Source organism: Rhizobium sp. SRDI969 (genome assembly GCF_025152725.1).
In the GTDB taxonomy this organism is placed as follows: domain Bacteria; phylum Pseudomonadota; class Alphaproteobacteria; order Rhizobiales; family Rhizobiaceae; genus Rhizobium; species Rhizobium leguminosarum_I.
The window spans coordinates 3447327-3468747 of the sequence record NZ_CP104035.1; the positions used below are offsets into that span (position 1 = coordinate 3447327).

A 21421-nucleotide genomic window follows, 5' to 3' on the forward strand; every position below is an offset into this window, starting at 1 on the left:
ATTAAGGATTATGACCTTGGTAACAGACAACCAGAGTGCGGCGCAGCAAACTTTGAACGGTTCTTAATCGGAATGTTTTGGAGACCATCGATGACATGGGAAGCACATAGTTTCGAGGCCTGGTCGCGTGTCGGACGGTCCGCGAAAGACGGCGATCTCCATTCGTCCCGGCCTCGTGCCGCAGGCAGATCGTCGAAGCGCGCGATAGACCTTTTCATCGCAATCACGGCGCTGATCCTCCTTTCCCCGCTTCTGTTGATCGTCGCAATAATCGTGAAGATGAGCGACCGCGGCCCGGTCTTCTATTCCCATACGCGTATCGGCGTCGGCGGAGCGCCGTTCGGGTGCCTCAAGTTTCGCACGATGAAGACCGATGCGAGTGCTCAGCTTGCCGAATTGCTGCAAAACAACCCGGCTGCGCGAAGCGAATGGGAAGAGACACGCAAGCTGAAGGACGATCCGAGGGTTACAGCCGTCGGCGAGATCCTGAGGCGGTCGAGCATCGACGAACTCCCCCAGCTGATCAATATCGTGCGTGGCGACATGAGCCTTGTCGGCCCCCGGCCGATCACCGCCGAGGAATTGCCGCGCTACGGCGAGCATATTTGGGCCTACATGGCCGTCCGCCCGGGCCTGACCGGTCACTGGCAGACCAGCGGGCGCAACGATGTCAGTTATGAGTACCGGGTTTCCCTCGACGTTCACTATCTCGCCAACTGGTCGCTCGGTCGGGACTTCGTCATCATTGCCAAGACCATTCCCGCTCTGTTTTCGCAGCGCGGCTCTTACTGAGCATTCAGGGGAAGCTGCCGACCATGCGTGAAATCGGAAGACACGCTGCCCCCGTCCCTCCAAGCTGCCACTCCCTGGTTACTCCGTGATCTCGCCATTTTGGATTAGGACGACATGACCTCAAGCACGATCTTCAGCGGTGTTTCTCCGATATCTCTGCCTGCCGCAGTCACTGGCGGGAATTCGCCGCTGACCTTGCGAGATATGCTCTTCTTTCTCAGGATGCGCTGGCGATGGATTGTGGCGACGACGCTCGTTTTCCTCGCAATGGCGGGGATCTATGTGCTGAGCGCCGAGCCGACTTTCGTTGCCAGCACGCAACTTGTGATCTTCCCGCAGGTGAGCGGCACCGAAGCACAAAGGTCTTTCGCCGAAGACGCATTCATAGAGGGACAGCTGGAGATCGCCAGATCCAGCGATGTCATCGGCGAAACGGTAAGGGCACTTGGTCTCGATACCGATCCTGGCTTTGTCGATCAGGCGCCTTCGCTGCAGGATAGGGCAAAGAACTGGTTGATGGGGATTTCTTCTGAATCGGATTCGGAATCGCAGGAAGCAGTAGGCACAGGGCCGCGCCAGGCACAGCCGCAAGCGGAGGACGATCGGATCCAGGATCGGGCCATCGCTACTCTGCTGAACATGATAGGAATACGCCGGGTCGGGAGTTCGACGATCATCGAGATCTCGGCTGCTGCGTCGACCCCTCAAAGGGCCGTCGACATCGCCGATATGCTCGCCAGGCAATATATCCAGAAGAATATCGCGATGAAGGCCAATGCTTCCCGCCAATACAGCGAATGGCTGGCAAGATTTGTAAGCGAGCAGCAGCGTGGACTGGCCGAAGCTGCCAGCGCCCTGGCCAGCTTCACGAGCAATCCGCGCGATCAGTTCAAGCTTGCGGAGCTGCAGAGTGCAACGGACGCCCGCCGCACCCTCTACGAAAATACCTTGAACCAGTTGACGGAAGCCCGGCAGCGCATCACCTACCCGGTATCCGATGCCACGATCGTCTCGCAGGCCACACTGCCGCTTTCGAAGGCCAGACCACGCAGCGCGCTCATTATCGCCTTTGCGTCGGCGGTTGGTCTTGGCGTCGGGCTGGCACTCGCCATGATCAGGCACGCCGGCGATCGCCGGATCATCCGTCCCCATCAGATTGCGGAATCCGGCGGACTGCCCTTTGTCACTTTGCTGGCAACATCGAGGCGGATCCGCAATAGTCATCCGGCACGTTTCCTTGCTGCCGGTACCGGCAGCAGCACAGCCGCCTATCCTGTCATACCGGGCATGGCGGAACTGAGCGCGACAGTCGTCGGTCTTCGGCGCAAACGCCGGGTCGTCATTGGAATCGTCGCCGTCAATCCCGGCAGCGGGGCGTCGACCATAGCATGCGAACTTGCGGTGCTGTCCTCGATATCAGGCGCTCACACGCTGCTGATCGATGCAGCCGCACAGAAATCGTCGCTCAGCAAATCGATCGCCCCGCATAGTTCCACAGGTCTCGTCGACGTTCTCGAAAATGGCGAACTGATCCAGACGGCGGCATTGGCCCTCACCCCGACGCTGAGATTTCTTCCCCTCGGCAAAGTCGAAGCGGTGACGCCAGCCATACGCCTCAGTTCCCGCCGCACGCAGTTGAGTTTCGCCGAACTGAAAAAGGAGTTCGACGCCATATTCGTCGACATTTCTGCATTCTCCGCGTCGCCGGATGCCAATGCGATCGCGCCGGAACTGGACGGTGTCCTCGTGGTCACGTCGCACGGGCGCACCTCGATCGACGACACCATGCGCGTCATCGACACCCTGCGGAATGTCGGCGCGGAGATCCTCGGCGCGATCATCAATCATGCACCGAAAAGAATAGATTCATGACCTCACCTTCGGCAGAAGCAACCAGGCAGCACAGCCCGATCGGACCGGCGCCCGTTCCTTGCGGCGCTGAAGCCATGGCGGGGCACGCGAACCGCCCATTGCGAATGGCCGTCGGGATCGCTTCGGCCGGCCGCCCCTCGATACTGCGGGAGACGGTGGATTATCTCACGGCCCTGCAGGATCAGGCCAAGCGGCTGATCGTCTGCGTGCCCGTGATCGACGACGCAGCCGGGCTCGCCGACCGCCGCGACGTGGAAGTCATCGTCGGCAGCCGCGGCCTGACCTCTCAGCGCAACAGGATCATCCAGGCGGCCGCTGCCGATACGGATGTTCTGATCTTCCTGGATGACGACTTCATTCCCGCCGCGACCTTCCTGTCGCGGATGGCGGCCGTCTTTGCGGCAAACCCCGACGTGGCGATCGCCACCGGCGAAGTTCTGGCCGATGGCATCCTCGACGGCGGCCTCAGCATGTCAAATGCTCTGCAGGTTCTTGAAACTGCGGCCGAAGAAGCCGTGCAGGTGACGGATGTCTATAACGCCTACGGATGCAATATGGCGGTTCGCCTTTCACCCATTCTCGAGCACGCGCTGGCCTTCGATGAACAATTGCCGCTCTACGGCTGGCTTGAGGATGTCGATTTCAGTCGGTCCATCGCCCGCTATGGCAGGTCCGTCCGTGTCGAAGGTGCCCGCGGGGTGCACCTCGGCGTCAGATCCGGGCGCCAGCCCGGCCGAAGACTCGGCTATTCGCAGGTTGCCAATCCTGTCTACCTGACCCGGAAGGGCACGATGTCGAAGGGCCGTGCCGTTGCACAGATCAGCCGTAACATCCTGGCGAATACGCGGGGCCTATTGTTCAATGATCGCTTGGTCGACCGTTGGGGACGTTTGAACGGCAATTTGCTGGCCCTGTCCGATCTTCTTATCGGCCGCGCCTCTCCGTCCCGCATTCTCGAATTCGGCAATCCCTCGCCGCGCGAGCTGCCTTCGCCGCCGATCGCAACGAAAAGGAGATAGCAGACATGCAGCGCACATCCTTGTCCGATCGCCTCATCTCCGCCGCCTTTGCCTTGCTGGTATCTTCCTGCGTAACCGGCTGGAGCGTCGCTCATGCGGAAAACTATACGCTCGTGCCGGAAGATCAGGTGCGACTGCGTGTCGTCGAATGGCGATCTTCGGATGCCCGGTATGCGAGCTGGGAGGCACTCGGCGGGACATATACGGTCGATGATACCGGCAATCTGGCGATCCCAATCGCTGGCCAGGTGCAGGCGATCGGCAAGACGACGGAACAGGTTTCCGATGCGATCGCCACTGCGCTCTCCGAAAAGGCCGAACTGCCGGGAAAACCGTTCATCGCGGTGGAGATCGCTCAACATGCACCGATCTTCGTAACCGGAACCGTGCAGACCCCTGGGCGCTATGCTTTTGAGGCCGATATGACGGTTATGAAGGCCGTCAGCATCGCCGGCGGCTTCCTTCGGGAGCGCGAGGAAAATACCGTCTTCGAGCGCGACCGGATCCAGGCCGCCGGCGCCTATCGAACCGCCATTCTCAACCGGCGCGATCTTCTGATGCGCCAGGCGCGGTTGCGCGCCGAGATTGCCGGCGAACAGAGTTTCGAGATCCCTGCCGAGCTCGCCGGAACGCCCGATGTGGACAAGCTGAAGGCGCAGGAATTGAACCTGATGCGGCTGCGACGCGTCGATATCGAAAGCCAGATCGAAGCGGCAAGCGACCTCAGCCGTCTCTACGGCCAGCAGGTCCAGTCTCTCGAGGCCAAGATCAATTCGCAAAAACGGCAGATCGACCTGGCGCAGAAGGAACTGGACAATGTCAACAGCCTGGTGAGCAAGGGCCTGGTCAGCAATTCCCGTCAGGTCTCGGTCGACCGCGGAGTCGCGGATGCGCAAGGCACCCTGATCGATCTCGAAGTCGCCCTGACCACGGCTCGCCAGGGGCTCAGCGAAGCCGACCGCTCGAAGATCAATATCGTCAACCGGCAGAACAGCGAAAACCAGGAACTGCTGAACCAGGTCAATCTGGCGATCGGCAGAGCGGCGATCGATATCCAGGTGGCCCAGCTTCTGGGCGAGCAGGCTGGCTACAGCGCGCAACTCGCCCAGATGAATACGGAAACGCCGGGTCTTGGCAGAGCGCAGAAGAACTACAGGATCGTGCGTCGCAACGAAGACGGGACTTATCGCAATATCGAGGCGGACGAGACGACCACCTTGCAGCCGCATGATGTCGTCGAAATCGGTATCGACACCGACCTTCAGACGCCGTCGCCTCCGCTGCAGCTGCAGCTGCAGTCCGCACCGCAGCAAAGCTCGACCGTCCCGCTGTCGAATGTGGCAGGCGATAATCAATCGGCTGCCGGCTGGATATCCCAGACGGGATCGAATTAGGGGGCGGTTGTGAGCATCGACGACAGCTGGCGGCTTCCGCCCCCAAGCATCGCGCCGAAAGGCGGATGCCCGTCTTCGGCACCTCCGCCGCTTGCCGTCCGGATCGGGGTCTGAAGCATGTCGATAGAACCGATCGGTTTCATCGTTCTGCTGCTTGGCCTGCTCGGCATGGTCAACGGCGCGCGTTTTGCGGTGGCGACCCTTTGCCTGTCGACGCTGCTGGGGGCCGCAGCGGCTCTCCAATTGCCCGCGCTCGGCGGCAGCAGCATCCAGCCAAGCCATCTACTGGTACTTTTTCTCGTGGCCGCCGCCCTGTTACGCCCGGCTCAAACACAGGCCATGCTGACCAGTCTCGCCTATCCGGGTCCTGGTTTCTGGTTTGCCTGCTACATCCTGTTTTCCGTAGCATCCTCTTTCTTCTTGCCCCGCATCTTTGCGGGCGCGACCTTGGTCTACTCCTCTGCACGAGACGCCACGGGCATGATGTCGACGGTGGCCGCTCCCTTGTCGCCGGGTTCGTCCAATCTCAGCCAGTCCTTCTATCTGCTCGGCGATCTGGCCTGCTTTGCTGCCATCTCGGGGCTTGCCAGGCTCGGATATGCCCGTTTCATCGCACTGCAGTTGATCGTGGCCTCGATCGCATGTTTTGCCCTGGCGTTGGTCGATATCGGAACGTTCCTGACCGACCAGTCCTACCTGCTCGATGTCATCAGAAATGCGAATTATACGATGCATACGGCCGAGACCATCAGCGGCTTCAAACGCATCGTCGGTCCGTTTCCCGAAGCAAGCACTTATGGCGCGGTCGCATTGACCTATTTTTCCTTCACGCTCATGCTTTGGCTGGAGCGCGTCCAAAGCCGCATGGCGGGACTTGCAACGCTTTTTATCGGCCCGACGATCGTCCTTTGCACCTCAACAACCGCCTATATCGCCGGCATCTTCGTTGTCTGCATGTTCGTGCTCTATTGCTTGAAACGACTGATCGGCGGCCCGGCCACGACCCCGCACGTGGCACTCCTGGTGATCACGCTGTTCTTGATTCCCTGCGCCATCGTCGCGCTCAGCCTTGTCCCCGATGCGTGGGATTCCATTGCCGGCCTGGTGAACACCACCTTGTCGGACAAGCTTCAATCGCAATCCGGCGAAGAGCGCACTGCCTGGAACACGCTGGCATTGATCGCATTCGTCGATACTGCCACCTTCGGCGCCGGGCTCGGCACGGTTCGAGCCTCGAGCTTCATCGCTGCATTGCTCTCCAATGTCGGATTGACCGGCACTCTTCTCTTCGCCGCCTTCCTGTACAGCCTCGTGAGAGCCTCCGGCCGGCATAGGTCAGGCGATCGGGAGATGCACGCGATCGGAAACGCGGCGGTGATGGCATCCATCGCCCAGGTCGCCTCGGCGGCGATATCGGGAAGCGGCACCGATCTCGGTTTGCTGTTCAGCACCACGGCCGGCCTGGCGGCCGGCTGCCTGGCGGCAACCAATACCTCGCCACGCCGCGCGACCCGATCGCTTGCCAACCGGACTCCACTGGGGACATCGACATCTCTGATGAGAGCGCCGATGTTTTCAACACGATGACGCCCGCTGTGGAGCTCCGCCATGGCGTAGCATGGCAATCTCATCAAGCCGTTGGCGTGCCGGCACGGGGCCGAAGCCAGCCGGCCACGCCGCATCTTTCAAGAATCTCCTGTAGAAACAAACTGGCGAACGAACGCCGTCCTGCAAGGCCATCCGCAGAAGGCTATGCGGCGGATTCCATGTCGATATTAGCCTTGCGGGCGCTCACGGGTGGTCGCGACGCTATCTGCAGCGGAATTGTTTTCCCGCAGCCTGGCACTGCGTCGCAAAAACCCCGAGAGGAACACGCCCGCCAGATAGCCGATTTCCATGAGCGAGAGAATGGCGACACCGAAGAGGATTGCCGCAATCACCGAAGACCCGTCGACGAAAGCCACACTGCCGAAGCCGATTGCGACGAGAAATGCAAAAATTGCGAAAGCCCAGGCGCGGATGGAAGCCCCGGCAGCGATCGAAATGACGGCTGCCACAAGTATGGTGATCAACATGACAATCCCCCTCCCCTCCGCATTCCACCAAACGTCCCGGCACCAATCGTCGTACCGCGAAACGATATGTCGAAACACAGCCTTATGACAGACAAGGCATTCCTCATAATGAATACCTCAACAATGAAACACGCAAAAGCCGCCGTCAGCCAGATACCGATTCAGCACCATTGGACTGGATGTCGGCAATATATACTGAACAGGGCCTTCATATGACAGACCTGTCGGCTCAATTCACAACTGTTCCCTCGCCTCGCAAAGACAATGCCGATTCAATCGTATTGCGCACAATCGGAAGGGTGATGACATGAATAATCAGTGCGTCGTCTACGTCACGGATGTCGAATATTCATTTCCGACCATTCTCTCGGCGCTTCAGGCTCGCAAATTCGCAAGCCCCGTGACCGATGTCTGCGTCCTCATGTCGGAACATCTCGACAATTTCGAAGAGTTGAAAGCCCTGCTCGCAACGAGCAGGGTCATATTGATCGATGCGACTGAGGCGCTGCAGGACTCGCTCGGCAAGCTCGACAGTTCGCATTTCCAGGGGCGCATCAGCGTCAGCACGATGGCCAAGCTGGTCCTTTGCGAGATCCTGCCTGCCCATTATACCCAGATCATCTACCTCGATGGGGATACCCAGATCGTCAGCGATCTGGGTGCTTTCGAAAGTGCAACAGTGCCCGAAGGCAGGTTTTTCGCGGCACGCGATTACACGGCGATCCATGACTTCCTCGACACGGGAAAGGACAGCCACTATTTCAATGCAGGGGTCCTGAAATTCCATCGCAACGGCTGGATCGGACAGGAGGCGCTTGAGCTTTTTGCTAAAAATCCCGAGGCCTGCGAGGGCAAACATGATCAGGGCGCATTGAATTATGTCTGCGGTTCATCGCTCATCCTCGTATCGAACCGGTGGAACTTTCCCAAACAGTTCCTTCATCTGGTGACCATGTCCTCCTTGTCGATCGTCCATTATATGGCGCATCCGAAGCCATGGCACGGAACCTTCTTTCCATGGACCGATAAAGAAAGCCAAGTGTACGTCGACTTGCGCAAAGCACATCCGATTTACAACTCTCTGTATCGCGGAATAAGCTTCGACCGTAAGATGCTGTATAAATATCGATCGATACGGGCGCGCATCGAACACGCGATTGAGAAAAACGAATTCAATCCTCGGGTTCAGAGCCTGCTGGTTGGCGATTACGCTGTATGATGATGTATTGCTGGTCCGTCCTGAATGTTCGCGAAACTGAACTCAGCGTCGCCGGTCGAGCCGTGGACTTGCAGACGGAAGCGCAAGTATTCATCCATCCATTCCAGGAATGGATAATGTTCAGGACAGAATATGAGTTATAGCGCTTCCGCCGCCAGTATCTCGCATTATCTGAAAGCCCGCCTGCGCCGGTCGCTCAAGGCTCGGCAGGTTCGCTATGACCTGCTGCGCAGCGGGCTCGAGCAGGCGCGCCACGTCGTCATCTGCGTCATCCGCGACGAAGGGCACCGGCTGGCCTTCTTCCTGCAGTATTATCGTGATCTCGGCTTCGAGCACTTCATCTGCATCGACAACGGCTCGACCGACGGCACAGCCGAGTTGCTGTCCAGCTTCGACGACGTCTCCCTTCTTTCCGCTCATGGGTCCTACAAGGCGGCGAGATTCGGAAACGACTGGATCAACGAAGTTATCAACCGGCACTGCCGGGAGAAGTGGGTCCTGTACGTTGATGCAGATGAATTTCTGGTCTATCCCCATTGCGACACTCGGCCGATCGATCAATTGACCGCCTATATCGAATCCATGGGCGGCCACTCGCTCCGCTCGGTCATGATCGACATGTATAGCCCGCATCCCGTTCTCGAGAACATCTGCGAACCCGGTCGCAACCCGCTCGAGGTCTGCAATCTCTTCGACCGATCCGGCTATATCGCGCATTTCGACAAACGCAACCGGACAATATGGATCAAGGGTGGCGTTCGCGGGCGGGTCTACTTCCACGACCGGCTGTGGGACGGCCCCGCGCTCAACAAGATACCTCTCGTCTATGTGGCCGGTGAACGTCTGTTTCTCAAATCATCGCACCAGGTCTGGCCGCTCTCGCTGAATTTGGGCGACATGCGCGGAGCGCTCGGCGTATCCGGCGCCCTTCTGCATTTCAAGTTTCTGTCGACCTTCGTGCACAAAGTTGCCGATGCTGCACACCGGTCCCAACATACGGAAGAATACACCGTATACTCCTCAGGCAAGGACATGGATGACTTCGTCCATGACGATACGGCGAGCTACAGAAGTTGGAAGGACCTGTCCGATCACGGGCTCATACAGGGTGAAGGCTGGAAATACTGGAGGAATGCCTCCGAGACCGAAGTCTAATGCAAGTCGTCCAAAAATGCGCAGCGGTTTTGGGACGACGCGCATGAAGACAAGAGCCAACACGTCAACCCGAGCTTTCAGCCTGCATCATCTGACTATCAACTCCCCATCAAACACAAAGCCCGCCGGCGGCGGGTTCTGTTGAGGCTTCTGCCGTTCCGTTTTATTTTATCGAGGCGCCGCCTCAAACGAGAGACGTCATACCCTCGGCGTAAGCTTCTAGCGCCTTCCGGTTGAGAATGCGGATTTTGCCCTGTGTCCCGTCGACCACTTTGCTCTCGCGCAAACGCCGCAGGCATTGGTTGACCTTCTCACGCGACGCCGGCAGCGTTGCGGCTAGGTCATGTTGGGAGATGATCAGCTCATCGCCACTATTCTCCGCATCCATTCTGTACAAGGCAGAAAGACGCAGCAGCGTCCGGGCCACTCTCTGCCTTAGACTCGATCCGGCATTGGCAATGATCCGCAGTTCGAGTTCGGAAACACGCGCCAGCGCCCTTGACAGGATCTTCACCTGAAATTGCGGATCGTTCGCACACAAGTCCCGCAGTAATCGACCGTCGAAGTAATGGAGTTCGCAGTCCGAGGAGGCCCGATATTCCAAGCTGAGAGACTGCTTGCGCAGCACTTCCAATTCGCCGATCAAGCCACCTTTAGGAATGATTTCGACGATGAACTCTCGTCCATCGGCAAGCGGGGTGCTTGCACTCACCATTCCGCGCTGCACGCGGGCGAACATGTCGATGAGGACACCGGCGCTGGCAATAAGCTCGCCGCGACGAAACTTGCGAACACTCGAGCGGCAAAACGGGAACTCGTGATCCAAATCCCCCCGATCACCGTAAACAATATCTACAGTTCCGAAAGTAATCGCTTCGCCTACTCGCGCCGCGTTTCCTCTAGTTCTGTCGTCTCTGATGCTAATCACCCCATCCATAAGTGCAACTCCACGCAGACTAATTGGCTTACTAGCTCGAGAGACATTCGTAATAAGTTGAATTAGAAAGTCAAACAGTAATAAAATAAAAATATCGTGTTGAAACTATACATAATAATGACGGATCCTCACATTTATATATCATAAAATTCATATTGAATTCTGTCTTAAGCAACGCTTTGAAGCTCTACGACGATTTTTATACGATTTATGACAATTGCCAATCCTCAGAATATGTTAATAATTATAATAATAATGTCATTTATTAAAATAAAGATAAATAATATTTTTGCTACATCGCCAAAAGCGAAGGTAATATTTAATATATTCACGGGAATTTCTTCAGAGAATAAAGAATTTATTCACGATTATGACCTCGGTCACAGACATAGAACTTCCAATAAAACAAGCTTTGGCTGTGATTTCTGGGGTTTGTCTAACGGAGACGCGGATGGCGGGAAAAAATCAGGGCATAAACCCGATCAAACCTTGGCGGGATTTCGCCAGGGCGCGACGGGAAAGGCGTCCATTCAATTCGTTACAATCCCATACGATCAGCAGAATTCTGAAGCGCGCGTTGGACCTCATCATTGCAGCAGGGCTCTTAGTCCTTCTGTCGCCGCTCCTTGTATCGGTAGCAGCCATCACAACGCTAAGTGATTGGGGGCCAATTTTCAATTCCCATCGCCGGATCGGTTATAAGGGAAAAGAGTTTGGTTGCCTCAAGTTTCGTACGATAACAGTCGATGCAACGGCCAACGCGCCTGTCACAGTCGTCGGCGATATTTTGAAACGATCGAGCCTCGACAAGCTTCCGCAATTGATCAACGTGTTGCTGGGTCAAATGAGCCTCGTCGGGCCCCGCCCCATTACCAAAGAAGAGCTGTCGCATTACGGTGAACATGCTTACGCCTACATGGCCGTCCGTCCCGGCCTGACTGGCCATTGGCAGACCAGCGGGCGCAACGACGTCAGCTACCGGAATAGGATTTCCCTCGACGTCGAGTATTTGTCCAAATGGACGCTGGCGTTGGATTTCGTGATCGTGGCAAAGACGCTCTCCGCCCTGCTTTCCCGGCACGCCTTACTGCCCAGGGTGGATCCCTGAAGCGCGTCGCAATCTTTCAGCTTCGCGCCCAGCTTAGCCGACCATCCGGCCGGCCTCGGTCATGTCATTACCCATGAGGGCGTTTGCCTGTGACATGGGAGCGCTCAGTGATGGCGTTCTTTTTCCGGCGCTTTTGAATATGCCACAAGGAGAAGGCAAATAGGCCCACCAGATAGCATATCTCCATCAATACAAGCACTTCGAAACAAGAAACGACCGCCTCCGTCAAGGAGGTACCTTTCAGCAGGATCACGCCGCCCAAGGCCATGACTACTAGAAATGCAAATATTGCAAAGGCCGAGGCGCGGATGGTGGCTCCGGCAGCGATGGAGACGGCAACCACGACGAGCGTGCTCTTCAGCATTATTCTGATCCTCTCTTCACACCTCCTTCAAGCCACCGCCAGCCCACGACGACATGACAAAACCCAAAGTCGAAACGAAGTTCGATCAAAGTATTTTATCTATTACGGTTAAAATATTGCTAACATCCGCCCAGCAATTCGATTGAACGCCATCGGATAATATTCGACTATTCATCCAGTAGGCCCGCTCTACCGATTAAACCCAAGAAATCCTTGGATATTGCAGTCAGAAAGATTTAGGCATCGGAGGCTTATACAGGAGCCAGTAATGCAGTTCCGGCGTTCCCTCGCCGAACTGAACGTTCACTTGTTGTTCCTGAAAAGATGAATTTGACCAAAGGCTTACGCTCGAGCGCATGTGCGCTGGCAAGGATCGGGCTTACGCTCGTCCGGCAAGCGCGACGTCATCAGCGTTGCGCAATAGCCTACGCAAAACTCGGCTCCTACAATGGACCCGGATTGTTCATCTGAGGTGATCGGGCGCAACAACGAAACAGGGCCCGCCGCTATGACGAGCCCTGCTGATGTCCTTGCCGGTTGAACGCCTGCGATGGAATTGCCGGCATCGAGGCCCGTATCGACAAGACTATTTCGAGACCGCGCCGGCCAATTGCCGCTTTGCGACGCGTTGGAGACTGAGGTTTTCCAGCCAGGTGACTTGTTTCCTCAATTTCAACGCCGGCTTTTCGATGAATCTCCACGAGAAGGCGGCAAAGCAAGTGGCAATGATGCTGCAGACAATGCCATTCAGCCACCAGTTATGCGCCCAAGGCCCGAGCGCAACGAACGCCTGTTGGATCGGATAGCCATAGAGGAAAACACCGTAGGAGTAGTCGGCTCCACGCAGGACGCCAAGCTTGCGGGGCGAGGTGAGGCCAAGGAAGACCGTGACATATCCCATGGCCGGAATGGCAACAAAGTCCCCAAAGGAGGTGAACCAATAGGCCGATAGGATGAATGCCACCGAGGCGAGGAAAATTCGGATATCCCAAAGAACCTTGTCTTTGTAGAGATAGAAGGTCACCCCCACAAGAAAAGCACAAATGAGCAGATTGCCCGACGCAGTCGTCGGCATATTCGCCCAATCACTTTCATGTTTCCAATATCTTGCGATACCGAAGCTTATGATCAAGGCCGGCGTTGCGATAAGGGCAATCACCCGCCGCCTGACGACGCCGAGCAAGAAGAGGGCGGCAATCACCCCATAGCACTCAAGCTCGAAGGGCACCGTCCAGAGCTGCCCGTTCACCATCGCGGCATCAGGATTATCCAGGAATACCCCGGGAAGATTGAAGTGAATGTGCCCTGTGACATTCATCAGATATGTAAAGAACTGAGGATCGGTGAAATAGTCACGCAGGTCATACTCTGTATAGATCGCACCGAGTATAAAGGCCGCTAACAATACCTCTACCGCAAGAGCAGGATAGATCCGGATGAATCGGTTACCGAGAAAGGAGATCAATGTCTTCGATCGTTCAAGACTGCCAGCCACCAGGAACCCGCTCAGGACAAAGAACATGGGCAGCACAGACTTGATAACAGGGCGGAAGGATGACTCCCAGAGAAAGAGGTCATCGCCGTACGTGACGCGGGCCGTATGTATCCAAAGCACTGAAAAGGCTAACAGTAATCGCATATAATCGAATCCTGTCGGTCGCCCGTTCGCTTGATCAAGCTTTTCGCCGAGAAACATCTGTGCCCCTTTCAGAAGTATTGACTCGATTTGGAATGGCAAGCCGTTGCCGCAGAGCGGCGCCGGCATCATTGCCGGGTCGGGGCCGCGTGTCAGTGACCACAGGTACATCAGTTAAAAATTGAACGAGAGAGCAGCCCTCTCCCGAAGACGCGTCTCTGACCATCAACCCATGGCCCTGTGCTCCCGAGGTGCCCTGCGATGGTCGGAGTTGGTATCCAGGTGATCGGGCAGCGGATTGGATGAGGAGACTATGAAATTTCTGGCCACCCTGTTTTGTCTTGTTCTCGCCTCTATCGGATTGGGGCTGATCGCAGGCGGCGCCTGGCTGCTGCTCCTCGGCGGTTCGCCCTATTACGCGATCACCGGACTTGCCTATCTGGTTGGCGCATTTCTGCTGTGGCGCCGGAAGATATCAGGCAGCCTCATCGTCCTGCTTGTCGCCGTTCTCACCCTTCCCTGGGCGTTATGGGAGTCGGGTCTTAATTTTTGGGCGCTTTTTGCCCGCTTGATGTCCCCCATCGCGCTGGCAAGCTTTGCGCTTCTCTTTGCTCCGTCGCTTTCCCTGACCGCCAACCGGAAGCTCTTATATGGCGGTGCCTCGGTTACGGCGATCCTGTTCGTCGCGGGTTTCGGCCTGAGCTTTGTGCCGCACGGCATTATCCGCCCCTCCGCCGACATCACCGCCTACAAGACCGCCAAGGGCGACAACGCTCCCTCCGATTGGACATCCTATGGCCGCACCACCGCAGGAGATCGTTATTCGCCATTCGATCAGATCAACCGCGGCAATGTGTCCAAGCTCGATCTTGCCTGGACATATCGCACCGGAAAAAGCGATGGCGCCGATCAGAACACCCCGCTGCAGATCGGCGATACGGTCTACACCTGCACGCCGACAGACGTGATCGCAGCGCTCGATGCAGATACCGGCAAACCCCGCTGGACCTTTGACCCAAAGGCGACGGCGCCTTACTGGCAACGCTGCCGCGGCCTCGGTTACTACAAGATGCCAAAGGCGACCCAGTCAGCCGATGGTCTCTGTAACGAGCGTTTGGTGCAGACGACGATCGATGCCCGTCTCCTGGAAATCGATAGCAAGACCGGCACCCTCTGCAAGGACTTCGGAGACAATGGCACCGTCCAGCTTTCCCAGGGCATGGGCGAAGTCAAGTCAGGCTATTATTTCCAGACATCGGCGCCGCTGATTGCCCGCAATCTGATCGTCGTCGGGGGTTGGGTCACGGACAACCAGGAGGTCGGCGAACCCTCCGGCGTTATCCGCGCGTTCAACGTGGTCACCGGCGAGCTCGAATGGGCATGGGATCTCGGCAACCCCGAGATCACCAAGCTCCCGCCGGACGGCCAGACCTATACGCGGGCCACGCCCAACATGTGGACGATGGCCGCTTTCGACGACAAGCTTGGCCTCATCTATGCACCGCTCGGCAATACCACGCCGGATTATTACGGCGTCAATCGCCCTGGTTTCGCCGATCAATACAACGCGACATTGGTGGCGCTCGATGTAACGACGGGTCGGGAGAAATGGAAATTCCAGACCGTGCATCACGATATCTGGGACTATGATCTGCCGGCCCAACCCCTCCTGATCGATCTGCCCGACGGCAATGGCGCCACCGTGCCCGCTCTGCTGCAGACCACCAAACGCGGGCAGCTTTTTCTCCTCGACCGTCAAACCGGCACACCGCTTGCCGAAGTTCAGGAGAAACCGGTGCCGCAGCAAGGCGGCGCGCCGGAAGAGAAACTGTCCCCGACGCAGCCCTACTCCGTCGGCATGCCGACAATCGGTGCGGAGCGCGTAACCGAGCAGACGGCCTGGGGCCTCACCATGTTCGATCAGCTGGCATGCCGCATCGCATTCCGCAAGATGCGCTACGACGGCGATTTCACCCCGATCGGCACACAGTATGCGATCCAGCAGCCGGGCAATCTGGGTGGTCTCAACTGGGGAAGCGTATCGGTCGACCTGCCGAACAACAGGGTCTTCATGAACGATATTCGCGTCCCCAGTCTCTTCTCACTCATTCCGCGCGCCGAATACGTCGACTTTGCCCTGACCACAACCGCGCACGGCCCCTCCGCCCCCCAGCGTGGTACGCCTTACGCCATGGCCACCGAGATGTGGACATCGAGGCTTCGCGTTCCTTGCACGCAACCGCCCTTCGGCACCGTCACCGCAGTGGATCTGAAGACGCGCAAGATCGCATGGCAGGTTCCTGCCGGCACAGCCGAAGAACTCGGGCCGTTCAAGATCAAAACCAAGCTGCCTATGCAGATGGGCCTTCCGAGCTACGCCGGCACGTCGGCCACCGCCGGTGGAATCGTCTTCTTCGCTGGCTTCCAGGACTATTATATCCGCGGCTATGATGCCGAGAACGGTACCGAACTCTGGAAATATCCTCTGCCGGTCGGTTCGAGCGCGACGCCTATGACCTATGTCTCGCCGAAAACAGGCAAGCAATATGTCCTGATATCGGTTGGCGGCGCGCCATACTCGAAAGATGTTGGCGACTATGTGCTGGCGTTTTCTCTAAAGAACGGAGATTAACCCTCGAGTCCAGCGAACCGGCCGCGCTCAGGCTGAACCTCACGCCTGGCGACCAGGATCGATTAGGGGCAACAGCCGTCGAACCGATATCACGGACTACCCCATGCTATGACGGCACACGCCCGCGGGACTGGCAACCGCTTCCTCAACCGGACAGGATGCAAACGTCTATCGTGACCACCGGGCTATGATGTCGTCGGTATTTGCCAGCGCCTTGCGGACTGCGTTGCGCGCCAAGTTCGGCCGCTGCAGTCGAATGCTTTTCTCAATATTTTCGTGAAGTTTCAGCGCATATCGCAAGTTGTCTTCCTCCCGCGTGACATGGGCGAAGAGGTGGCTCAGCGCCGATTCGATCAATACGCCGAGCGGCACCAACAGATCATTTCCGGAGGCGCGCAAGATCGCGATGTGAAATCGCGCATCGGATTCTGTTCGCTGCTGGAGCGATGTCGCCTGATCCATGTCATGCAAGGCCTGACTGATCGCGTTCATCTGCTCCTCAGTTCGTCGCTCCGCAGCAAGCGCAGTCGCTTCCGGCTCGATCATATGCCTGAGTTCTTGCACGGCTCTCAGAAAGGATTCGCGATCGGGAGATGCGGCATACCAGCCTAAGACATCTCGATCCAGCAGGTTCCAACGTTCCCTAGGTTCGACCCAGCTGCCGATTTTCGGGCGGGAAGAAAGCAGGCCCTTGGCCATCAACATCTTGATCGCTTCGCGCACCGCCGAGCGGCTGACGTCAAAGACTTCCGACCATTTTGCCTCATTTGGCAGGATCGTGCCCGGAGGATAGTCCCCGCGCACGATTCGCAGACCGATCTCGCCAGCCAATGACACATGAACGCTCGCCCCAGTCATGCGGGGAGAATTTGGGCGCCTTGTGGTTATCGAGCGGTCAACCGTCACCACCTCGACCGTAGCCGTTGGCTTTCCTGATTTTTTGTCAGGCATTTATTTCTACTGCCTCAGCATTCTTTCGACTGTCTGCACGTATGATCAAAACAATCGTAATAACGAGGAAGTCGCCTGCGATTGACGCCGGCACAAAGCGCGGAATTCAAGGCGCGTCAACCCTGCGGATCTCTCGATCCGTCTCGTGAGGACAGTCGGCGCACCCTTGAACCGGGTGCGCCAAACCGTGAACCTACTTTTGAATGCAGGTGTCGACTGTATCCTTTGTGCACTCATCGAGCCCGGTGAAGACCGGATCTTTAACCGGCTTGCCGGCAATCAGATCCATCATCACCGAAGGTGCTTTGTAGCCCATCTCGAATGGCCGCTGGCCGACGAGCGCAGTCACTAGGCCTTCCTTCGCAATGGCAACCTCGTCGCCGATCGTGTCGGCCGCACCAATGACGAAATCGTTGCTGGCGATCTTCTCGGCCATTGGCTTGAACAGGTCGCGATACGGTTGCGGTGCGCCGAACAACGGCCAGCCACCCATAATGCCGAATGCGTCCATGCCGGGATTGGCCGCGAGAATATCGGTCATTGCCTGAACACCCTTGGCACCGTCGTCATTGGTGAACACCGGGCAGCCGGCGACCTCAGTCCAGCCACCCTCACCTTTCAGCGCGGGCAAGCCTTTCTGACCAGTGAGCGTGTCGCGCATCCCTTGTGCGCGGCGTAGAATATTGTCTGCGCCCGGATTGCCTTCGATCGTGCAGATCTTGCCGCCCTTCGGCTTGGCCTTCTTGATGTACTCGCCGATGCGGGCGCCCATCAGATAGTTGTCGGTGCCAAGATAGGTCTTGCGCAAGGCTGCATCCTCGGCGGCAAGATCGGCATCGAGCGTCATCACCGGAACCGTTGGATTGGCGGTCTTCAGGGTCTGGGCGATGAGCTTTGCATTTGACGGCGAGATTGCGATTGCAGCCGTGTCTGCCTTGCCCAACATATCCTGAACGATCTGCGCTTCCCCGGCTTCATCGGATGTCGATGCCGGACCGGTGTAGAAGCATTCGTATTCGGCCGTGGGGTTCTCCTTGTTCCATTTCTGGCAACCTTGATTGATTGCTTCGAAGAACGGATTGTCGAGGCCTTTGACGACAATGACGAGTTGCTTCTTGGCCAAGGCTTGCCCGGCGGTCAGTGCTAAAACTGCGGCTGTAAGTAGTAATGCCTTCCTCATAGTTTCCTCCCTTGAAACAGACGGACACCGCGTGCCCGCCACACGAAATCAACCCGGATACCAGACGATGCGAGGCTCCTCCTTTGAGCGCTCGTATTGCCATGCCGAGTCGATAAGCATTTCGAGATCGTAGTCTGGCCGCCACTCCAGCCGGTATTTCGCCTTGCTGTTGTCCATCCAATTGGAATGGAAGCGGCTTGGTATGTCGATTGAGCCGAGATTGCGGGTACGCAGGAGGTAGGCGGCGACTTCAGCATAGTCGACCGGTCGATCCATGCAGATATTGAAGAGTTGCCGCTCCGCCCGGGGGTTATCGATCGCTGCCAGTATTGCCGATACAAGGTCATCGACATGCACGAAGTTGCGTTTCAGCGGACGACCGTCAGCATCGAGCAGCAGCGGCACCGTACCCATCGCCGCATAGCGCCGTGCCGCGTCTTCCGGGACGAGCGTCTTCCAGTCCGGACCGCCAAAGACGTCGTCTCCAAAAGACAGCGAATACTTGAAGTCGTCCTTTTCCATGATCCAGGGCGCGCGCAGACAACAGCCATTAAGGCCGTACTGAATGCCAAACTGCTCCAGCATGACCTCTTCCAGGACTTTGGAGAGCGCATAGCTTCCCGGATAGGCACAATGGCGGGTGTTCTCGGTGATCGGGCCGTCGTGGCGATAGTGGAAATGTCCCACACCCGCATCACCACCAATCAGGATGAACTGGCGTGCGGTGACGCTCGTACGGAACTCCTCGAGCAGCCAAAAGAGACCTTTGACCGTGACATCCATGATGTCTTCAGGCGTTTCCTTGCATGTGGCGAGATGCACGACATGGGTAACGTCATCCAGCGCCGCTGCCACCACATCGCGATCGGCGATCGAGCCTTGGAAGACATCGACACGGTCTGTCGCCTCGTACAAACGATTATGACAAAGCGCACGAATACGGGCTTTGGAAAATCTCGGATCGTCAAGCAGCCCAGCAATGAAGCGCCGCCCGACCTTGCCCGTCGCACCGGTAACAAGGATCAGCATGCTCATTCTCCCCCATGAGTAGCTAATATCCGGGCACCACTCTCGTCAAATGATATTTGTCTGACAAAACAGATTTTTGCGACAATAGGAGCAACGGCCGGGACAATGAGTTGACGCTGTCGCAGGGTTTTGCGTAAATGCACCCATTCGCTTTTCCTGGGAGGACATTGGAGAAGCGGACACGCTCGAGCCTTGCGTCGGAGACAGGCAGGGTTCGGAGCGATGGATGGCCCGCAGGTTTTGGGAGGCGAGGAGGCTGGTGGCGGTTCTTGAACTCAGCAATATTTCCAAACATTTCGGCGCCATCCAGGCAGTCAACGACGTTTCGTTTTCCCTCGAAGCGGGGCAAGTGGTCGGCCTCATGGGCGATAACGGCGCTGGCAAGTCCACACTGGTGAAGATGATTGCCGGCAACTTTCGGCCGAGCCATGGAACCATGCGGCTCGACGGCGCCGATCTCGTGCTTCATCGGCCGAAGGAGGCACGCAAGCATGGCATTGAGATCGTTCACCAGGATTTGGCGCTCTGCAACAATCTGACGGCGGCAGCGAACGTGTTCCTCGGACGAGAACTGCGCCGCGGCCTTTGGCCTCTTCGCATCCTCGACCACAAGAGCATGTACAAGCGCGCCGGCGAGATATTTCGCGAACTCAAATCCGAGACGCGGGCGCGCGACCTCGTCAAGCAAATGTCAGGTGGCCAGCGGCAAGCGGTAGCGATCGGCCGCACGATGCTGTCTGAAGCGAAAATCGTATTGATGGACGAGCCGACGGCAGCCATTTCCGTGCGCCAGGTGGCTGAGGTTCTGAATCTGATCCGCCAGTTGCGGGACCGGGGCATTGTCGTTGTCCTGATCAGCCACCGCATGCCCGACGTCTTTTCGGTCGCCGACCGCGTGATCGTGATGCGGCGAGGCAGAAAAGTAGCCGACAAGCAGATTGCGGCAAGTTCGCCGGAGGAAGTGACGGGACTGATCACCGGCGCCATCGAACAGGTGTGATCGATGCTATCCGTTGCAACGAGAAGGAAGAAGGTCGACGATGGCGATTACACTTGACCAAACGATCGGACAGAAGCAACGGAGCTGGCTTGCGACGATCATGAGCGGCCAGACATTCTGGGTGCTGATTGCCGTCATTCTCGCCTGCATTTTTCTGTCGATGGCAACGGACTCCTTTGCGACGGCGAAGAACATCTACAACATCACCCGCAACGTCACCTTCGTCGCCATTATCGCGCTGGGCATGACCCTGGTCATCATCACCGGCGGCATCGATTTGTCCGTTGGCTCGGTGCTTTGCCTGTGCAGCATGGTGCTGGCGGTCGTCATGCATGCGGGATACAGCATTGAAGTCGGCATCGCCGCCTCAATCGGTACGGCTCTATTGGTCGGAGCTTTCAACGGCGTCTTGATTGCCTATCTCGGCTTCCCGCCTTTCGTCGTCACGCTCGGCATGTTGTCGATTGCGCGCAGCCTTGCGATGGTTGCATCCAACAACACTGTGGTTTTTGAGTTCGGGCCAGATCACGACAAGCTCCTGGCGCTGGGTGGCGGCGCCTGGGTTTTCGGCATCGCCAATCCAGTGCTTTATATGATCGTGCTGGCACTCATTACCGGTTTCGTGCTGCGCTGGACCAAGTTCGGTCGCTATGTCTTTGCCATCGGCGGCAATGAGCATGCCGCGACACTGACAGGTGTTCCCGTGCCGAGGATCAAGGTCATCGTCTATATGATTTCTGCCCTTTCGGCGGGGGTTGCCGGCATCATTCAAACCGGCTGGCTCGGCGCCGTCACTACAAACATCGGCGCCGGGATGGAGCTTCAGGTCATTGCCGCCGCGGTTATCGGCGGCGCCAACCTGGCCGGCGGCGTCGGCACTGCTTTTGGAGCCTTGGTCGGCGCCGCACTCATCGAGGTCATTCGTAACAGTCTTGGCCTGCTCGGCATCAACGCATTCTGGCAAGGATGCTTTATCGGTGGGGCAATCGTGCTCGCCGTCCTTTTCGACCGACTTCGCAACTTGCGACAGGGCGAGTAGGCGAATCCGATCCTTGAGA

The 21421-nt window shown here is 57.4% G+C and carries 18 protein-coding genes; 11 read left to right on the forward strand and 7 right to left on the reverse strand.

What is annotated here, in order from left to right; translation table 11 throughout:
• Positions 1 to 90 precede the first annotated feature (90 nt).
• The 5 genes from N2A41_RS17220 to N2A41_RS17240 all read left to right on the forward strand — a co-directional run bounded on the left by N2A41_RS17220 (position 91) and on the right by N2A41_RS17240 (position 6664).
• A complete protein-coding gene (locus N2A41_RS17220) occupies positions 91 to 792 on the forward strand; it encodes a sugar transferase (RefSeq protein ID WP_017965906.1) in 702 nt (233 codons plus the stop codon).
• A 114-nt stretch (positions 793 to 906) separates the two neighbouring features.
• Positions 907 to 2664 (forward strand): GumC family protein, encoded by a 1758-nt coding sequence (locus N2A41_RS17225; protein ID WP_260109323.1) that lies wholly within the window; start codon positions 907 to 909, stop codon positions 2662 to 2664.
• Complete coding sequence (locus N2A41_RS17230) at positions 2661 to 3683, forward strand: glycosyltransferase family 2 protein (RefSeq protein ID WP_260109324.1); 1023 nt, start codon at positions 2661 to 2663, stop codon at positions 3681 to 3683. Before N2A41_RS17225 ends, N2A41_RS17230 begins: the two co-directional genes overlap by 4 nt.
• Before the next feature lie 5 nt (positions 3684 to 3688).
• Positions 3689 to 5077 carry a polysaccharide biosynthesis/export family protein gene (locus N2A41_RS17235; RefSeq protein WP_260109325.1) on the forward strand — a complete coding sequence of 463 codons (1389 nt, stop codon included), beginning with the start codon at positions 3689 to 3691 and terminating at the stop codon, positions 5075 to 5077.
• A 117-nt stretch (positions 5078 to 5194) separates the two neighbouring features.
• Positions 5195 to 6664, forward strand: a complete 1470-nt coding sequence (locus N2A41_RS17240; protein ID WP_260109326.1) for a hypothetical protein — start codon at positions 5195 to 5197, stop codon at positions 6662 to 6664.
• Positions 6665 to 6852: 188 nt separating this feature from the next.
• On the opposite strand, the gene N2A41_RS17245 is transcribed toward N2A41_RS17240, so the two are convergent.
• The gene (locus N2A41_RS17245; protein ID WP_026154331.1) at positions 6853 to 7152 is read right to left on the reverse strand and encodes a hypothetical protein; all 300 of its coding nucleotides are present in this window, start codon (positions 7150 to 7152) and stop codon (positions 6853 to 6855) included.
• 307 nt (positions 7153 to 7459) lie between these two features.
• Between N2A41_RS17245 and N2A41_RS17250 the strand changes: the two genes are divergently transcribed.
• Together N2A41_RS17250 and N2A41_RS17255 are read left to right on the forward strand one after the other, a co-directional pair.
• Positions 7460 to 8371, forward strand: a complete 912-nt coding sequence (locus tag N2A41_RS17250) for a glycosyltransferase family 8 protein (RefSeq protein ID WP_170257918.1) — start codon at positions 7460 to 7462, stop codon at positions 8369 to 8371.
• Positions 8372 to 8503: 132 nt separating this feature from the next.
• Positions 8504 to 9526 carry a glycosyltransferase family 2 protein gene (locus N2A41_RS17255; RefSeq protein WP_260109327.1) on the forward strand — a complete coding sequence of 341 codons (1023 nt, stop codon included), beginning with the start codon at positions 8504 to 8506 and terminating at the stop codon, positions 9524 to 9526.
• Between the two features lie 184 nt (positions 9527 to 9710).
• Here the strand turns inward: N2A41_RS17255 and N2A41_RS17260 are convergent, their stop codons facing one another.
• Positions 9711 to 10463: a Crp/Fnr family transcriptional regulator gene (locus N2A41_RS17260; RefSeq protein WP_260109328.1), complete on the reverse strand. Its 753-nt coding sequence runs from the start codon at positions 10461 to 10463 to the stop codon at positions 9711 to 9713.
• Between the two features lie 451 nt (positions 10464 to 10914).
• On the opposite strand from N2A41_RS17260, the gene N2A41_RS17265 reads away from it, so the two are divergent.
• Positions 10915 to 11571, forward strand: coding sequence for a sugar transferase (locus N2A41_RS17265; protein ID WP_260109329.1), 657 nt, complete (start codon positions 10915 to 10917; stop codon positions 11569 to 11571).
• 67 nt (positions 11572 to 11638) lie between these two features.
• On the opposite strand, the gene N2A41_RS17270 is transcribed toward N2A41_RS17265, so the two are convergent.
• A complete protein-coding gene (locus N2A41_RS17270) occupies positions 11639 to 11935 on the reverse strand; it encodes a hypothetical protein (RefSeq protein WP_162117898.1) in 297 nt (98 codons plus the stop codon).
• A gap of 586 nt (positions 11936 to 12521) precedes the next feature.
• Entirely contained in the window at positions 12522 to 13631 is a 1110-nt protein-coding gene (locus N2A41_RS17275; protein ID WP_260109330.1) for an acyltransferase family protein, read from the reverse strand.
• Between the two features lie 253 nt (positions 13632 to 13884).
• Between N2A41_RS17275 and N2A41_RS17280 the strand changes: the two genes are divergently transcribed.
• A complete protein-coding gene (locus N2A41_RS17280) occupies positions 13885 to 16203 on the forward strand; it encodes a membrane-bound PQQ-dependent dehydrogenase, glucose/quinate/shikimate family (protein ID WP_260109331.1) in 2319 nt (772 codons plus the stop codon).
• A gap of 168 nt (positions 16204 to 16371) precedes the next feature.
• Here the strand turns inward: N2A41_RS17280 and N2A41_RS17285 are convergent, their stop codons facing one another.
• From N2A41_RS17285 to N2A41_RS17295, 3 genes are all read right to left on the reverse strand, one after another.
• Positions 16372 to 17154 (reverse strand): FadR/GntR family transcriptional regulator, encoded by a 783-nt coding sequence (locus tag N2A41_RS17285; protein WP_260109332.1) that lies wholly within the window; start codon positions 17152 to 17154, stop codon positions 16372 to 16374.
• A 193-nt stretch (positions 17155 to 17347) separates the two neighbouring features.
• Positions 17348 to 18334 (reverse strand): substrate-binding domain-containing protein, encoded by a 987-nt coding sequence (locus tag N2A41_RS17290; RefSeq protein ID WP_162117895.1) that lies wholly within the window; start codon positions 18332 to 18334, stop codon positions 17348 to 17350.
• A gap of 48 nt (positions 18335 to 18382) precedes the next feature.
• Positions 18383 to 19363 carry an NAD-dependent epimerase/dehydratase family protein gene (locus tag N2A41_RS17295; RefSeq protein WP_260109333.1) on the reverse strand — a complete coding sequence of 327 codons (981 nt, stop codon included), beginning with the start codon at positions 19361 to 19363 and terminating at the stop codon, positions 18383 to 18385.
• 259 nt (positions 19364 to 19622) lie between these two features.
• On the opposite strand from N2A41_RS17295, the gene N2A41_RS17300 reads away from it, so the two are divergent.
• Together N2A41_RS17300 and N2A41_RS17305 are read left to right on the forward strand one after the other, a co-directional pair.
• Positions 19623 to 20363 (forward strand): ATP-binding cassette domain-containing protein, encoded by a 741-nt coding sequence (locus N2A41_RS17300; RefSeq protein ID WP_260111065.1) that lies wholly within the window; start codon positions 19623 to 19625, stop codon positions 20361 to 20363.
• A gap of 40 nt (positions 20364 to 20403) precedes the next feature.
• Complete coding sequence (locus N2A41_RS17305) at positions 20404 to 21402, forward strand: ABC transporter permease (RefSeq protein WP_017965925.1); 999 nt, start codon at positions 20404 to 20406, stop codon at positions 21400 to 21402.
• The last annotated feature ends 19 nt before the right edge of the window (positions 21403 to 21421 follow it).

Coding starts and splice junctions, on each gene's coding strand:
- N2A41_RS17240 (WP_260109326.1), top strand. CDS start 5,195: ATGTCGATAGAACCGATCGGTTTCATCGTTCTGCTGCTTGGCCTGCTC.
- N2A41_RS17255 (WP_260109327.1), top strand. CDS start 8,504: ATGAGTTATAGCGCTTCCGCCGCCAGTATCTCGCATTATCTGAAAGCC.
- N2A41_RS17305 (WP_017965925.1), top strand. CDS start 20,404: ATGGCGATTACACTTGACCAAACGATCGGACAGAAGCAACGGAGCTGG.
- N2A41_RS17230 (WP_260109324.1), top strand. CDS start 2,661: ATGACCTCACCTTCGGCAGAAGCAACCAGGCAGCACAGCCCGATCGGA.
- N2A41_RS17260 (WP_260109328.1), bottom strand. CDS start 10,463: ATGGATGGGGTGATTAGCATCAGAGACGACAGAACTAGAGGAAACGCG.
- N2A41_RS17245 (WP_026154331.1), bottom strand. CDS start 7,152: ATGTTGATCACCATACTTGTGGCAGCCGTCATTTCGATCGCTGCCGGG.
- N2A41_RS17235 (WP_260109325.1), top strand. CDS start 3,689: ATGCAGCGCACATCCTTGTCCGATCGCCTCATCTCCGCCGCCTTTGCC.
- N2A41_RS17295 (WP_260109333.1), bottom strand. CDS start 19,363: ATGCTGATCCTTGTTACCGGTGCGACGGGCAAGGTCGGGCGGCGCTTC.
- N2A41_RS17225 (WP_260109323.1), top strand. CDS start 907: ATGACCTCAAGCACGATCTTCAGCGGTGTTTCTCCGATATCTCTGCCT.
- N2A41_RS17280 (WP_260109331.1), top strand. CDS start 13,885: ATGAAATTTCTGGCCACCCTGTTTTGTCTTGTTCTCGCCTCTATCGGA.
- N2A41_RS17265 (WP_260109329.1), top strand. CDS start 10,915: ATGGCGGGAAAAAATCAGGGCATAAACCCGATCAAACCTTGGCGGGAT.
- N2A41_RS17275 (WP_260109330.1), bottom strand. CDS start 13,631: ATGTTTCTCGGCGAAAAGCTTGATCAAGCGAACGGGCGACCGACAGGA.
- N2A41_RS17250 (WP_170257918.1), top strand. CDS start 7,460: ATGAATAATCAGTGCGTCGTCTACGTCACGGATGTCGAATATTCATTT.
- N2A41_RS17285 (WP_260109332.1), bottom strand. CDS start 17,154: ATGCCTGACAAAAAATCAGGAAAGCCAACGGCTACGGTCGAGGTGGTG.
- N2A41_RS17220 (WP_017965906.1), top strand. CDS start 91: ATGACATGGGAAGCACATAGTTTCGAGGCCTGGTCGCGTGTCGGACGG.
- N2A41_RS17290 (WP_162117895.1), bottom strand. CDS start 18,334: ATGAGGAAGGCATTACTACTTACAGCCGCAGTTTTAGCACTGACCGCC.
- N2A41_RS17270 (WP_162117898.1), bottom strand. CDS start 11,935: ATGCTGAAGAGCACGCTCGTCGTGGTTGCCGTCTCCATCGCTGCCGGA.